Genomic DNA, 14737 nt, shown 5'->3' with positions numbered 1-14737 from the left:
TTTGAGAAGGTCATTCTTTTTTTATTTATTTAATAAGATAAATATGTAGAAAAGTTATTTTGTGACTCTGCCTACAGTAGTATTGTCTGATTTCCTATTTCTAAGCTCTTCAATAGGATTTTCAGCAGTTTCGAATCTATAATCTTCATTGTATTTTGCAATATAATCCTCAATAACTTTATGACTTGGTACATTTTCAATATTACTATTAACCTTGCTTTGGAATTTGTAGAATGAGGAGTCGATATCTAATGTTTTTACATTGACATAATCATCTTTTATCGTTGTATTATCTACTGTATTTTTTAATATATCTCGTACATATGCAATATTTTCTCCTAAAGTTAATAATTCAGGGAAAGTTCCATCTGGAATAACTTGTTGCCATTCTTTATTTTCATATTTCTTTAAAAGGTCAGCAGCATGATGAAGCATTGATACTTCCTCGGTAAATAATTGCTCCCATATTTCTTTTATATAAGGATCAACTTCATCATTATAGCAAGAATAATATAGATATGCTTCTGTATACTTATGCATTAACAAGCTTTCAAGCCATGTACAATTAGGATCTAAAAGACTTCCATAATGAGATACATGTTCTTCTTCTACTAAACCTATTTCTTCATAGAGGCTTCTTCCTATATCACTTGAGTAAAATCCCGCTATATTCATATAATAATTCATAGTTTGCTGTTCTGCAGCAGTTATTATTGATATATCTAATTTAGTAATTAGATCGGCAGTTTTAAAATCAACAAAATTTCTAATATTATCTTTTGGACATCTATGCTCTGAAATAGTTGGTCTACCAGGCATTATTTCAGTATAATGACCAACTAAGTTTTCTGCTTTTACTCCAGATTCCATATAAAGCAAATCAGAATATCTATATAGATGATCAAAATCTTCTAATAAGGCAAAATCAAGAGCATCTTTAACAGCTTTGTTCGGTTCACGTTTTGCTAGTCTAGCTGTTAAATCTACTGCTAATTGTTCGTAGCTTATAGTGGTTTCTAAGATGGTTTCATCTTTAGGACGAAGAGATCCTATTAGCATTTGTTGTTGTTTATCTAATCTTCTAGAAAGAGATAGTTCTCTTCTTAATTCATTGTTAGTGCAGTGCCTTGAAAATTGGTGAGAAAACCAATTAGATTCAAACTCTGCTCCATTAACAAGAATTATCCTTGTTTTTGTATATGGATCTACATCATTTTTATTGTATGCCTTTGCATAGATATTTTTCCAATCCTTAAAGTGAGAATCTACAGAAGTAGCATTTTCTAAAAATGGATTCATAGTCATTTAATCACGTCCTTTCAAAATATCTTTTCTAGTATTAGCGATATTTTACTTCAATATGCAAAATTCCTATAGTAAAGATATTTCTATAGTTAAGTAATTAATTATGATATTTTTCTCCAATTTTTTTAACACTTTTATTATATACTTAATAATAAGACTAGAATATATGGGTAATATATTAGGGAGTATTTAAGAGATAGATTAATTTTAAATAAATACCATAAAGAATTTGAATTATAATGCGTTATTATAAATATGAGGTTATATTAATAGATAAAATTTTGCGAAAAATGGTGAGGGATTATTATGGATGATAAAAGAAAGATAGCGGTATTAATTGACTCGGATAATATATCGTACAATTATGTTAAAACCATATTTGATGATTTGGAAGAGTATGGTGTAGCTAATTACAAAAGAATATATGGGGATTGGTCAAGGAATAATGGGTGGAAAGAAAGTATACTACAGTATTCTTTAAATCCAATACAACAATATAGTTATACAACAGGAAAAAATGCTACAGATTCAAGTATGATTATTGATGCTATGGATATTTTGTATACAAAAGACATTGATATATTTTGTTTAGTTACTAGTGATAGTGATTTTACAAGATTGTCTATGAGATTAAGAGAAGAGGGAAAGTTTGTTATTGGAATGGGAGAAAGTAAAACTCCTAAGCCTTTTGTTAGATCATGTAATCAGTTTAAGTACCTAGATTTATTACAAGCTGATGACGAAAAAGAAGTAGAAAGTGCTATAACTAATGTTGATGAAGAAAATAGTAATAATGATAAAGTATCAAAAGAAGAGGTAACAGATATTTCTGTTATAAAGAGCTTTATAGTAAAGGTAATACATAGTAATAGTGAGACCGGTGGGAAGACTGATTTAGGGACATTAGGGAGAAAACTTAATGAGAAGTTCTCAGAATTTGATGTTAGATATTATGGATATAATAAATTATCAACTTTCATTGAGAATATTGATGGACTAATTTTGCAAAAGGATACTAAGAGATTTTATGTATCTGAAAAAGAAAAGAAAATCAATAGAAAGGATATGGAGAAATTTATAATAGAGGTTGTTCAGAAAAATAATAAAGAAATTAAAAACATGAGTATTATTCATGAAGAAATAAAGAAAAAATATCCAAACTTTAGTTTTAAAGAACAAGGATATAATCAATTTTCAAAGTTTTTAAATAGTTTTGATAGGATAGTAGTTAGTGGTAATAGGATAAAAATAAAATAGCTGTTGTTATGAAATAAATTATAAAGGAGGAAATTAAAATTATTGATTGTGAAAATTTTAAAAATGAATTAATAAAAAAGGTGATGAAATGAAAGAAACAATAATTGTATTAGAAAACGTCACTAAAAAGTATGATAAAGATATAATATTTTCTAAGGTTAACTTAAATATTAACAAAGGTGAGAGTATAGCTATAGTTGGTAAAAATGGTAAAGGGAAGAGTACTTTTTTACGAGTAATTTCAGGGTTAACAAAAATAGAAGAAGGAAATATAACCTATAGCAGAAAATTGAAATTTAATTTTGTACCAGAAAATTTTACAAAGCTTAATATTACAGCAAGGGAATATATAAGTTTAATAGCTGATATAGAAGGAATTAATAAAAAAGATTTAAAAGAGAAACTTGGATATTTAATAGAAGAATTTTTTTTAGAGGATATTATGGATACACCTATTAAATTTTTATCAAAAGGGACAATACAAAAAGTTTCTGCACTTCAAGCATTACTGACAAAGCCTGATGTACTGCTTTTGGACGAGCCACTTTCAGGTCAAGATATTGCATCACAAAGAAATTTTATTAAAATGGTAAAGTTATTAATAAGAAATGGTGTCACAGTTTTAATGGCTTGTCATGAAATTTTGTTAATTAAAGAATTATCGAATCGTATATTAGAAATAGATAATAAATCTATTAATGAAGTATCAAAAGATGATCTTGAAGATATAAATGTTTCTACTATGGTATTTGTTAATGATATTGGACTAAAGAGCTTTTTAGATGAGAATAGTGAAAAAGTAATTAGTTTTAATGAAGAAGAAGGAAAAATGACAATAAGAGTAAGGTCTGATATTAGCAATGAATTTTTAAAAGAAATAATAAATCATGGATATGTATTAAAATATTATGAAGAATAGGAGGTTGGATATGGTAGCTTTAATTAAATATAATTGGAGAATATATTTAAAATCACATAAATACATACTTCCTATTTTCATTTTAATTATAAATATGGTTGTTACGTATACATTAAGACCTATTGATATTACAGGAACCTTTATATTCTCAGCATGTTTACTATTTTTTGTAATGGCGTGGATGGGATATACATATTTTGATGCCGAGCAAAATACATCTGAAGAGATATTGATTCTTAAGTCAAAAAATTATACTCAGTATTTATTATCAAAGATATTGATGTTACAGTTTTTTGGTGTATTATTATCTTTATTTTCTACCATTATCGGGATAACTTGTGGTGGTTTCTTATATCCCCTAACAATAGTTGATATAGTTTCAATATTAATAATTCATATAGTATTTTCAAATATTGGTGTTGTTTTTGGTATGTTTTTTCAACCAAGAATAATTAGTAATACAAAAACATCACGATTATTGATTTTTTTACTAATTATTGTATCTATTTTTAAAGAACAAATAGTAAAAGAAGTAGTATTATCGAAGTTTATTATATGGATTTTGCCACCTATAAATATGTTTACTGAAATATTTCTTCACTTACATCATTTTTCATTAATAAGATTGTTAGTGCCTATAATAACAATGGCAGTTTACACTGTTTTTGAGGCTGCTCTTTTAGTTACTATTATGAAAAAGAGACTATACTAAAAGTATGAAATAATAGGGGATAAATAATATGATTAAAAAGTTTGATTTAGATAAAATCTTATCAATAGACTGTGATAAATGCTTTGGACTTTGTTGTGTTGCTCTCTATTTTTCAAAATCAGAAGGATTTCCAACAGATAAAGAGGTTGGTAAGCCATGTGTGAATCTAAATAATGATTTTAGATGTAAAGTTCATAAAGATCTTAAGAAGAAAGGCCTTAAGGGATGTATCGCTTATGATTGTTTTGGTGCAGGGCAAAAGGTAGCTGAAAGTACATATAAGAGAGAAAATTGGAGGAATAATCCTAATAAGAGAAAAGAGATTTTTGATGTTTTTGTTGTAATGAGGCAATTATATGAGATGTTATGGTACTTAAAAGAAGCGTATAGGATAAATAAAGATGAAACTATGAGAAATAACATCGAAACTGAAATATTGGAAATAATATTACGTACTAATATGGATGGCACATCACTTCTAAATATAGATATAAATGAATATAGAAAAAAGGTAAATCCGCTTTTACATATTACTAGTGAAGGGTTAAGAAAAAGGAATTATAGAGGTAGCAATAGTAAAGTGAAAAGAAGTAAAATGATAGCAGGAAGGTTGGACTTAATGGGAGTTAATCTTAGAAATAAAAATTTAGTAGGTGAAGATTTAAGTGGAGCCTTACTTATTGCAGCAGATCTTAGAGAAAGTGATTTATCATATGTAGATGTTTTAGGAGCAGATTTTAGAGATGCAGATTTAAATGGAGCAAATTTAGAGAAAACAATATATCTTACGCAAGGACAAGTGAATAGTGCAAAAGGAGATACAAAGACAAGATTACCCAAAGGAATTAAGAAGCCAAGCTCTTGGTAATGCAATAAGAGATATTGACAAATGAAAGAATTAAATAAGCTTTGGCATAGTATAATGAGTAATGCTAAATTTAGCGAAATTGAAGAAAGATATTCATTACTTAAACAATTTAGTACTAGTGAGATATCAATAATAAGAATAGTAAGTGAGAATGATGATGTAATAATAAAGGATATTATCGATGCTCTAAAAGTTCCTAAAAGTACACTAACAAGCATAATAGATAGATTGGAAAGAAAAAATATAATAGTAAGAGATATAAGTGTTAGAGATAGAAGATCATATAAACTTAAGTTGACTAAAGAAGGAGTAAAAGTTCAGAAAGAACATGAAGAATTTGAAAATCAGTGTTTAAAAAAAATTTTAATATCATTAGATACTAATGAAGAAAGAGAGCAATTGCTTAGTCTTTTAGGAAAAATAAATAATAGTTGTAAAAGGACAAAAGATGAGGATAAATAAATTATTAAGTAATTATGGTATATGTTCTAGGAAAGAAGCTAGAAAATTAATCGAAGAAGGAAGAATAATAGTAAATGGTAGTAAGTGCATACAGGGGCAATGGGTAGAGGAAAGTGATGATATTCTTCTTGATAATGAAAAACTATTGCCGAAAAAGAAAGTCTATATAGCTTTTAATAAGCCAGTAGGAGTAGTATGTACTGCTGCTTCTCATGTAGAAAATAATATAATAGACTATATTAATTATCCAGAGTATATATTTCCTGTTGGAAGATTAGACAAAGAATCTGAAGGACTTATAATATTGACCAATGATGGAGAAATGGCAAATAAAATATTAGAATCGGAAAATATGCATGAGAAGGAATATGTAGTTACAGTTGATAAAAGTTATGATGAAGAATTCTTGAATAATATGGCAACAGGGGTAGAAATTTTAGGAGTAAAAACTAGGCCATGTAAAATGGAAAGAGTAAGTGATGATACATTTAAAATTACTTTGACTCAAGGGTTAAATAGGCAGATCAGAAGGATGTGCAAGACTTTAGGATATAAAGTAGTTATTCTTAAAAGAATAAGGATATTAAATCTATATCTTAATGATTTAGAAATTGGAAAGTGGAGATATTTTAACGAAAAAGAATTATATTGAATAATGTTGCATAGGGCTGTCGCAATAACAAATGAAAATTTGTAGGCGATAGTCCTATTTTTATTGACAAAAGCATTTTAGAGTGATATTCTAATACATGTAGTTTTGATAACTATGTATATTGGAATGAAAAAATAGATTAATTAGAATAGTAATTTATATTGGAGGATATATTATGATTAGAATAGTTTCAGATTCATCGACACTTTATTCAATAGAAGAGGGTAAAGAAAGAGGCGTAGATATTTTACCGCTTTCTGTTACTATAGATAATGCCACATATAAAGAAAATGAAGAAATTACAACAGAAGAGTTTATAAATATTATAAATAAAGGACACTTGCCAATAACATCACAACCAGCAATAGGGGATGTAGTAAGTATATATGAAAAATATCCTAATGATGAAATCATTAATATAACAATGGCAGATGGATTATCTGGTACTTATAGTACAGCTTGTTCTGCTAAAGCTATTGTAGAAAATCCAGAAAGGATAGAAGTTATTAACTCAAAAACCCTTTGTGGCCCTGAAAGATATTTAGTAGATACAGCTATTAAATTAGCTAATGATGGTAAGAGTAAAGATGAGATAGTAAGTACAATAAACTTAATGATGAAACAAACAAAGTCATTTCTTATACCAAATGATTTTCAATACTTAATAAGAGGTGGACGAGTATCTTCTTTAGTGGGTAATATAGGAGAAAAACTTAAGTTAGTGCCTGTGATGACTTTAGCTGAAGATTCTAAGAAATTAGTAAAATTCTCAACACAGAGAACTTTTAAAAAAGCTATAGATAAGATATGTGCAGCATTAATAGAAGAAGGTATAGATAGTAGTTATAAGATATATATTTCACATGGTTGTGCAGAAGACCTTGCCATAGATGCTAAAAATCTGATAGATAAAAGGATTCCAGAGGCAGATATAGAAGTTAATATATTAGGGCCAGTGTTTGTAGCACAAGGCGGGCCAAGAGCTGTTTCAATACAAGTTATAAAAAGGGTTAATATTTAAAAAGTATAGTAGGTGAATTGAATGATTGCTGACTATGATGATAGTGTAAAAAAAATTTTAGAATTTCATTGTCCAAGATACAATGAATTACCTAATATACCTTTATATAGGGATCAGGTAATTAAGTTTATAGAGAATGTTTTTGATACTATATTTGAATATCCAGAAGAAAAGATTTTAACGGCAACGATGATAAATAGTTATGTTAAGAAAAAGATTATATTGCCACCAACTGATAAAAAATATGATAGAGAACATGTTGCATATTTAATAGTAATTTGCACAATGAAGCAAATATTTACTTTAGAAGAAATTTGTAGGCTTTTTGAAATGCAAAAAGATAGTTATGGGTTGGAAATTAGCTATGATTATTTTTGTACAGAATTAGAAGAGAGTTTAAAATCAATTTTTACTACAAGGGATTTTTCAGCGGCTAGTTCAGCTAAAGTAAAAAGTAATGAAAGTGAAATACTTCGTTCTATGATAATGTCATTTTGTCATAAAATATTTGTTCAATATATGCTAAGAGAAGAAAGATAAGAGTAACTGTATAATATTTTATGATATATACTAAAAAGTATTTAGTAATTACACTGTATAGATTATAATTAAAGGAAGTAATAGATAATGGAGTGTGATTCAAATGATAAGACTTATAGCATCAGATATGGATGGAACATTACTAAATGATAATCATGAAATTGATAAGGAAACCGTCGAAGCTATTAAGAGAGCTGAAGAAGCTGGAATTATATTTGCTATATCTACTGGTAGAGAATATGAAAATGTGAAATGTTTATTAGAAGAAAATAATATAAAGTGTCAATGTATTCTTTCTAATGGTGCAGAATATAGAGATGAAGATGGTAATATTCTAGAGGTTATTAATATAGAAAAAGATAAAGCTAAGAAAATTCTTGATATTTTTAAAGAAAACTCTATATCAGCAAGGATTTTCACTAGTGAAGGAGTTTTTACCACATCTACTAGGGAAGAGGCATTACAAGAGGTTACTTATAGAACGATGACATTTAATAGTGATCTTACGGAGGAAGAAGCAAGAGAGAAGGCAAAACAGGAAAGATTTTTTACAACACTAAAATATGTAGATGATGTTGAAAGCTTTTTAAATTCAGAAATAGAGATTAGAAAATTTGTTGCTTTCCATAGTGATATAGATTTAATAAAAAAGGTTAAGAATGACATCGGCAAACTAGGAGAATTAGAAATATCATCATCTTTCAATGATAATATTGAGGTTACTGATATAAAAGCTACAAAAGGTAGTATTTTAGAGAAAGTAACAAAAGAAATGGGTCTTGAAAATGATAACGTAATGGTTTTAGGTGATAGCTTTAATGATTACTCTATGTTTGAGATGTTTAAAGAAAGTGTAGCAATGGAAAATGCTATACCAGAAGTAAAAGCAATTGCTAAATATATTACAGATGCCAACTACAATTTAGGGGTAGCAAAGGCGATAAATTCAGTTTTAAATAATGAGTTAGAAAGCATATTAAAAAAAGTTTAATATGAAGGTAAGTGCTGTTGAAAAGCTAGCTTTTTTAGTTAGGATTTCAACAGCTTTTTTAGAAACTTTTTTATTAAAAATCAGTGTTGTTGTATGAATTGATTAGTGCATTATGAATTTCAGGATGATACCAATTAAGATTACTCCTATCAAATAGTCCAAAATTTTCAGCACCAATAGAATTTGCATTATTATCCCACCATATACAACCAATATGCCTTTTCTTTGTATATGAGACAAAGCATTTTGAATGTTCTACTCTATAAGATAGATTATTTTTATTAGTAGAGCCAAACTCACCTATTATTACAGGAATACCTTTTAAAACAAAAGTATAATAGAATAAGTTAAGTCTTTCTATCAATTCCTTTTTATCATTATCTGATCCCCATTTATCTGTTGCATATTCATCAGAGCAATTCATAGCAAAATTGTAAGGGAAATAGTCATGAATTGATACGATAATATTTTTAGAGTTTGGTATAATAAGATCATTTATAGCCTCATATGCTCCAGAAGCAGCATAGGTTGGTATTAATATAGATCGTTCACTGTTATTTCCACCAGTAGATCTAATTGTTTTTACAACAGCAGCATTATATCTATTTGCGATAGCACGTCCTTCTTTAGTACCGCCTGTCCATTCAAAAGGTGATCCTTTTTCTCTTACTTCATTGAAAGATTCGAAAAGTAAATGATCATCATAATCTATAAATTCATTTGCAATTTGAATCCATATTTTCTTAAGTTTAACGGTAACTTCAGCTTCCTTTTCCAAAGAAGGAATTAGCCAATTATCTTCATGGTGCAAATTTAATATAACATAAACATTATTTGATATAGCATAATTTATAACTTCTTTAACTCTCTTCATCCAAGTATCATTGATTTTATAATCTGGTGATTCGCCTATATGAGTATCCCAAGTTACAGGAATTCGAATGGTTTTAAAACCACCTTCTATGACTTTGTCTATCATAGCTTTAGTAGTTACAGGATTACCCCAAGATACTTCATAATCAAGAGGATTATTACTTGTTATCCATGGACTATAGGAGTCTAAAGAATTTCCTAAATTCCAACCTATACCCATATTATCAACTATTTCTTTTGAAGATTTAATTTTTGACATAGTGTATTTGCTCCTTATATATTTTTCTTATGATTATAAAAGGTAATAATACATTATATTAATTGAGATAAGTTTTTGTGTAATATGCAAACAATTCTTAATTTGCTTTAAAAAGTTAATATAAATGATTAATAAAAGCCTGTAGCGAAACAAACTTTTAAGTTTATGTTTCTGCAACAGGCTTTTCATAGTTATCTCGTTTTTAGATATTCCAGTGTCATTTTTAGTTAGTAAATTATGAATACTGTAAATTCATATTTTGTGAAGTATATAGATTATAATATGCACCATGTTTATTCATTAACTCTTCATGAGTACCAAATTCTAAAATACTACCATTTGATATGTACATTATTTTAGATGCTTCTTTTATAGTTGATAATCTGTGAGCAATTATGAAAGTTGTACGATTTTTTAAAAGTGGTTGTAGTCCTTTTTGAAGTAGAGTTTCAGTTTTAGTATCTATATTTGAAGTTGCTTCATCTAATATTAGTATTTTAGGATCTGCAATTAGTGTTCTCGCTAGAGAAATTAATTGTTTTTGACCTAGAGAAAGTTCGGATGCTCCTTCATTGATTACAGTATTATATCCATCTTTAAGGCTTAGAATAAAATCATGAATATTCATAAGTTTACAGATTTTTATTATATCTTCATCGCTAGCTTCTAGTTTTCCGTATCTTATATTGTCCATTACGGTACCAGAAAAGATAGTAGTATCTTGAAGCATAACACCAAGTTGTTTTCTTAACGATTCTATTTTAAATTCTTTAATATTAACACCATCAAGTAAAACTTCACCTAAGTGTACATCATAAAATCTACTTATTAAGTTTGCAATTGTTGTTTTTCCAGCACCAGTAGGTCCTACAAGAGCTATAGTTTCATTAGGATTGACGAAAAAGTTCATATCTTTAATGAGAGAAGTGTCTTCATCGTAAGAAAAATTAACATTTCTGAATTCCACACTACCTTCATTAATATCAATATCTTTAGAGTCATCTGTATCATATATTAATGGCTTTTCATCAAAAACTTCAAAAATTCTTTCTATTTGTGACATAGCGATTACTAAAGAGTTATAGAAGTTTCCTATATTCATAATTGGTGACCAAAAGCACCAAAAATAAGTTATAAAAGCGGAGAGAACTCCAAGTTTTATAGAGCAATCGAAATATATAACATCAATAATATATATAAGAGATACCACAAATACAGAAATATTTTCTACTGATGGCCATACTAAGAAGTTTAATTTAGATGATTTTAATGATATATCAACAACGTCAGTAGATAATTTATTAAAGATATTTATATTTCTATTTTGAGTGACAAAAGCTTTTATTACCTTCAAACCATTTATTTGTTCTGTTATAAATGCAACGAAATTAGAGTCTTTAATATTAAGGGTTTGTGTAAGAGGTCTTTGAAACTTTTTAATAATTGTTAGTATTGTAATTACAAGTGGAACACTAATTAATGCTATAATTGTTAACCTTATATCTAGATAGAACATAAATCCAACAGAGATTAATAGAGTAACGATATCACATATTAAATCTATTAAGCCATTAGTTAGTAGGTTACTTAAAGAGTTTATATAGTTAACGACTCTTATAAGAATTTTACCATCAGGTCTTGAATCATAGTAATTTGGAGATAGTGATTGTAAATGAGTAAATAAGTCTTTCCTTAAATCAGTTAATATAGTTTGTCCAAAATTCTCCATATACAACACTCTATGCTTTATGCAAAAACGTAATATAATCATTGCAAATAAGAAAATTGCAGATAATATAAATAAGAATTTTATGTCCTTATTTGGAATAGCTGTATCTATTGCTAACTTAGATAGATAAGGACAAATTAGTCCCATAAAGCTACAAAGTAGCATAAGAAAAAGTGATATAAAAAGAGATTTTTTATAAGGAAGTATATATTTTAATAATTGCTTTAGATGGCCTTTATGAAATTCTTTTGTTAGTACTTCATCGACATCGTATTTATTTTTAGCCATTACACACCCACCTTTTCTAAAATATTATTCATTTGTTGTTCATAAGTATCATAATAATATCCACCATTATTTATTAGCTCATCATGGGTACCTTGTTCGATTATTTTTCCTTGTGATAAAACTAAAATAATGTCAGAGTTTTGTACAGAAGAAATTCTATTAGAAATTACAAAGGTTGTTCTATTCTCATTCTTCTTAAGAGCATTCTGTATTTTACTTTCTGTCATAACATCTATTGCGGAAGTAGTATCATCTAATATTAGAACAGAAGGCTTGGTCAAAAGAGTTCTAGCTAAGGAAATACGTTGTTTTTGACCTCCAGAAAGACCTACCCCTTTTTCTCCTATTATTGTTTCATATTTATCTGGTAAGCTATCAATAAAATCATGAATTTGAGCTATTTTAGCTACTGATTCAATTTCATTATCAGAAGCTGATGGATTCCCATAACATATATTAGTTTTTATTGTTTCTGAGAATAGGAAAGGGTTTTGCATTGAAATTCCTATGGATTTATGAAACAATTTTAAATCAAAATCTTTTATATTTTTACCATCTATAAAAATATTTCCTTCTGAAGGATCATAAAATCTGCATATCAAATTAGCTAATGTAGTTTTACCACATCCTGTAGATCCTATTATCCCTATTTGTTCTCCTGCTTTTGCTTTAAAAGATATGTTTTTAAGTAAATATGTATCACCAAATTTAAAAGAAACATTATCAAAAACTATAGATTCATGCATACCGGAAAATGGTATTGGATTTTCAATATTGTTAATTTTACATTTATAATTAAGAATTTCACTTATCTTTGAGTATGATGTTATAAATCTTTGAATGTTGTTTAATGATGAAGGAATAACATTTATAGGAGTATTAAGGGCCCATATCAAGCTACTAAAAATTGTGAGATCTCCTATTGTCATATGACCTTTAATTACAAATATTCCACCGAAAAGAAGTAATATTAAACTAAGAAAATTAGAAAACATTTCTATAAGGGAAATATATTTTGCTATTATAAATGCTATTTTTAAGTTTTTATTTTTATAGTTTTTATTTTCAACATCAAATTTCTTTATTTCATAATCTCCACGATGAAATGCACGAACAGTTTTATTTCCACTAAGATTTTCTTCAATAACGGAATTTAGTTTTGCATAACAATCACGTATTTCAAAAAACGGTTTAGCAAGTTTTGTATTCATTTTGAAGGTTAAAAATAGTATAAATGGACAAATCATAAACATTAACAGTGTTAATGGTAAATTTACTATCCCCATTGAAATTATAGCAAAAGCAAATAATGATAAATTTGATAATATTGTATAAATCATTGAGGAGATACATTCTTTTATTGTACCTACGTCATTAGTCATTAAGGTCATAGTCTCACCAGTATTAGTGGTATTGTAATAGTAAAAATCTAGGTCCAGAAGTTTTTTATATAAATCTGATTTTAAATTTAATGAAACTTTCTGAGAAATCTTTTCAAATTGCATTTGATAAAAGTAGTTTAAAGCACCTTTTATTATAACTACTAAAAACATAATAACCGGTAATGTAAGTAATAGAGATAAATTTTTATTGCCTGCTAGTTCATCTACAAATCTTCCAGATAGAAATGGATTAATCATATTAGTCAAGGAAGTTATAATTACTACAAATAAAAGAAAAATATATTTTTTTTTAAAAGGTTTTAAATAATTTAATATAAACTTTGAATTTTTCATAAACAGTTCTCCTAAAAATTATATATATTTATATAATATACTAAAAAAGTGACAAAATAAATATAATATATATAAAAAAATACATAAAAATATAGAAATGATATGCAATAAGTGGTATTATATGTATTGTAAAAAGGAGGGAAACCAATGATATTTAAGAAAAAACCTAAAGTAGATTTAAAATCTATTAACTTATTAGTTACACCATTCTGCAATCTTAAGTGTAAAATGTGCGAATATACTACGGGAACTCAAAATGCAGATGCTATCACTACAGAAGAAATAAAGGATCTCATTTTCCAAGCGAGAGAACTTGGATTAGAAAGGCTAGAGTTATCTGGCGGGGAACCGATGGTTAAAAAAGATATTTATGACATAATTAAATATTCGAAGTCTATTGGTGTAAAACAGATTGTAATGATGACAAACGGAGTACTAATAGGCGAAGATGAAGCTAAAAAATTAGTAGAAGCTGGTCTTGATGATGTCGTATTTTCATTAGAAGGTAATAAAGAGTTGAATGATGAAATTAGAGGAAAAGGAAGTTTTGAGAAAACAGTAAATGCAATAAAGATTCTTCAAAACTATGATTCTATTAACTGTATAAAAGTTAATATAACATTAAATAAGCTAAATTATAGCAGTACATTAGATTTTATAAAGTATTTAGTAGAAGATCTTAATATAAAATCTATATCTATTAATCCATACAATGCTTTTATGTTTGGACCAGAAAATAAGTATGTAGAAAGTCTTAAGATAACAGATGAAGATATGGGTAAAGTACAAGAAGCATTAGAAAAAATCATTACCTATGTAAAGAGTAAAGATATAGATTTTAGTCATGAAAATTACCTACGTAAATTTATAGATTTCTTTAAAGGAGAAAAATTATTACCGTTATATGGGTGTGATGCACCACTAAAGAGTTGTGCTATAGATATAACAGGTGGAGTACATGCTTGTTGGGGGGATAAAGAATTATCAGGAAATATAAGAGAAACCTCTCTTAAAAAAATAGTGTCTAATAAACATTATTTAGAATTTTGTCAAGATGCTTTAGATAAAAAATGCGAAGGATGTCTTAATACTTGTTACGATAGAATTTACAATTAATCGAAAGAG

General features: G+C 27.5%; 14 protein-coding genes. 10 read left to right on the top strand and 4 right to left on the bottom strand.

Features of this window, described 5'->3' with window-relative positions; translation table 11 throughout:
* Positions 1-54: 54 nt before the first annotated feature.
* Entirely contained in the window at positions 55-1299 is a 1245-nt protein-coding gene (locus CM240_RS15835) for a hypothetical protein (RefSeq protein WP_044040764.1), read from the bottom strand.
* 312 nt (positions 1300-1611) lie between these two features.
* Here CM240_RS15835 and CM240_RS15830 point away from each other — a divergent pair, with 312 nt between their 5' ends.
* From CM240_RS15830 to CM240_RS15790, 9 genes are all read left to right on the top strand, one after another.
* On the top strand, positions 1612-2562 hold the full coding sequence (locus CM240_RS15830; protein WP_044040496.1) for an NYN domain-containing protein: 951 nt from the start codon (positions 1612-1614) through the stop codon (positions 2560-2562).
* Between the two features lie 88 nt (positions 2563-2650).
* Entirely contained in the window at positions 2651-3481 is an 831-nt protein-coding gene (locus CM240_RS15825) for an ATP-binding cassette domain-containing protein (RefSeq protein WP_044040495.1), read from the top strand.
* Between the two features lie 10 nt (positions 3482-3491).
* A complete protein-coding gene (locus CM240_RS15820) occupies positions 3492-4193 on the top strand; it encodes a hypothetical protein (protein ID WP_044040493.1) in 702 nt (233 codons plus the stop codon).
* Positions 4194-4221: 28 nt separating this feature from the next.
* Positions 4222-5061, top strand: coding sequence for a pentapeptide repeat-containing protein (locus tag CM240_RS15815; protein WP_044040492.1), 840 nt, complete (start codon positions 4222-4224; stop codon positions 5059-5061).
* Positions 5062-5082: 21 nt separating this feature from the next.
* A complete protein-coding gene (locus CM240_RS15810; RefSeq protein WP_044040490.1) occupies positions 5083-5523 on the top strand; it encodes a MarR family winged helix-turn-helix transcriptional regulator in 441 nt (146 codons plus the stop codon).
* Positions 5510-6175, top strand: coding sequence for a pseudouridine synthase (locus tag CM240_RS15805; protein WP_044040488.1), 666 nt, complete (start codon positions 5510-5512; stop codon positions 6173-6175). The genes CM240_RS15810 and CM240_RS15805 overlap by 14 nt, the downstream gene beginning before the upstream one ends.
* Positions 6176-6350: 175 nt before the next feature.
* Positions 6351-7196, top strand: coding sequence for a DegV family protein (locus CM240_RS15800; RefSeq protein WP_044040486.1), 846 nt, complete (start codon positions 6351-6353; stop codon positions 7194-7196).
* A 21-nt stretch (positions 7197-7217) separates the two neighbouring features.
* Complete coding sequence (locus tag CM240_RS15795) at positions 7218-7736, top strand: DUF1836 domain-containing protein (RefSeq protein ID WP_044040485.1); 519 nt, start codon at positions 7218-7220, stop codon at positions 7734-7736.
* Positions 7737-7839: 103 nt separating this feature from the next.
* Entirely contained in the window at positions 7840-8727 is an 888-nt protein-coding gene (locus CM240_RS15790) for a Cof-type HAD-IIB family hydrolase (RefSeq protein WP_044040484.1), read from the top strand.
* Positions 8728-8800: 73 nt separating this feature from the next.
* Here CM240_RS15790 and CM240_RS15785 read toward each other — a convergent pair whose 3' ends face one another.
* From CM240_RS15785 to CM240_RS15775, 3 genes are all read right to left on the bottom strand, one after another.
* A complete protein-coding gene (locus CM240_RS15785) occupies positions 8801-9859 on the bottom strand; it encodes a glycoside hydrolase family 5 protein (protein ID WP_051483904.1) in 1059 nt (352 codons plus the stop codon).
* A 235-nt stretch (positions 9860-10094) separates the two neighbouring features.
* A complete protein-coding gene (locus CM240_RS15780) occupies positions 10095-11876 on the bottom strand; it encodes an ABC transporter ATP-binding protein (protein WP_044040483.1) in 1782 nt (593 codons plus the stop codon).
* Positions 11876-13612, bottom strand: coding sequence for an ABC transporter ATP-binding protein (locus CM240_RS15775; RefSeq protein ID WP_044040482.1), 1737 nt, complete (start codon positions 13610-13612; stop codon positions 11876-11878). The genes CM240_RS15780 and CM240_RS15775 overlap by 1 nt, the downstream gene beginning before the upstream one ends.
* 147 nt (positions 13613-13759) lie before the next feature.
* Between CM240_RS15775 and CM240_RS17035 the strand changes: the two genes are divergently transcribed.
* On the top strand, positions 13760-14728 hold the full coding sequence (locus tag CM240_RS17035; protein WP_051483903.1) for a radical SAM protein: 969 nt from the start codon (positions 13760-13762) through the stop codon (positions 14726-14728).
* The last annotated feature ends 9 nt before the right edge of the window (positions 14729-14737 follow it).

This window comes from Clostridium bornimense (assembly GCF_000577895.1).
GTDB classification, from domain to species: Bacteria; Bacillota; Clostridia; order Clostridiales; family Clostridiaceae; genus Clostridium_AN; species Clostridium_AN bornimense.
The sequence above is the reverse complement of the archived record's forward strand: the minus strand, read 5'-3'. Positions and strand labels throughout refer to the sequence as shown.

Excerpts from the sequence above, each read along its gene's own strand:
- CM240_RS15835 (WP_044040764.1), bottom strand. The coding sequence starts at position 1,299 with ATGAATCCATTTTTAGAAAATGCTACTTCTGTAGATTCTCACTTTAAG.
- CM240_RS15830 (WP_044040496.1), top strand. The coding sequence starts at position 1,612 with ATGGATGATAAAAGAAAGATAGCGGTATTAATTGACTCGGATAATATA.
- CM240_RS15825 (WP_044040495.1), top strand. The coding sequence starts at position 2,651 with ATGAAAGAAACAATAATTGTATTAGAAAACGTCACTAAAAAGTATGAT.
- CM240_RS15820 (WP_044040493.1), top strand. The coding sequence starts at position 3,492 with ATGGTAGCTTTAATTAAATATAATTGGAGAATATATTTAAAATCACAT.
- CM240_RS15815 (WP_044040492.1), top strand. The coding sequence starts at position 4,222 with ATGATTAAAAAGTTTGATTTAGATAAAATCTTATCAATAGACTGTGAT.
- CM240_RS15810 (WP_044040490.1), top strand. The coding sequence starts at position 5,083 with ATGAAAGAATTAAATAAGCTTTGGCATAGTATAATGAGTAATGCTAAA.
- CM240_RS15805 (WP_044040488.1), top strand. The coding sequence starts at position 5,510 with ATGAGGATAAATAAATTATTAAGTAATTATGGTATATGTTCTAGGAAA.
- CM240_RS15800 (WP_044040486.1), top strand. The coding sequence starts at position 6,351 with ATGATTAGAATAGTTTCAGATTCATCGACACTTTATTCAATAGAAGAG.
- CM240_RS15795 (WP_044040485.1), top strand. The coding sequence starts at position 7,218 with ATGATTGCTGACTATGATGATAGTGTAAAAAAAATTTTAGAATTTCAT.
- CM240_RS15790 (WP_044040484.1), top strand. The coding sequence starts at position 7,840 with ATGATAAGACTTATAGCATCAGATATGGATGGAACATTACTAAATGAT.
- CM240_RS15785 (WP_051483904.1), bottom strand. The coding sequence starts at position 9,859 with ATGTCAAAAATTAAATCTTCAAAAGAAATAGTTGATAATATGGGTATA.
- CM240_RS15780 (WP_044040483.1), bottom strand. The coding sequence starts at position 11,876 with ATGGCTAAAAATAAATACGATGTCGATGAAGTACTAACAAAAGAATTT.
- CM240_RS15775 (WP_044040482.1), bottom strand. The coding sequence starts at position 13,612 with ATGAAAAATTCAAAGTTTATATTAAATTATTTAAAACCTTTTAAAAAA.
- CM240_RS17035 (WP_051483903.1), top strand. The coding sequence starts at position 13,760 with ATGATATTTAAGAAAAAACCTAAAGTAGATTTAAAATCTATTAACTTA.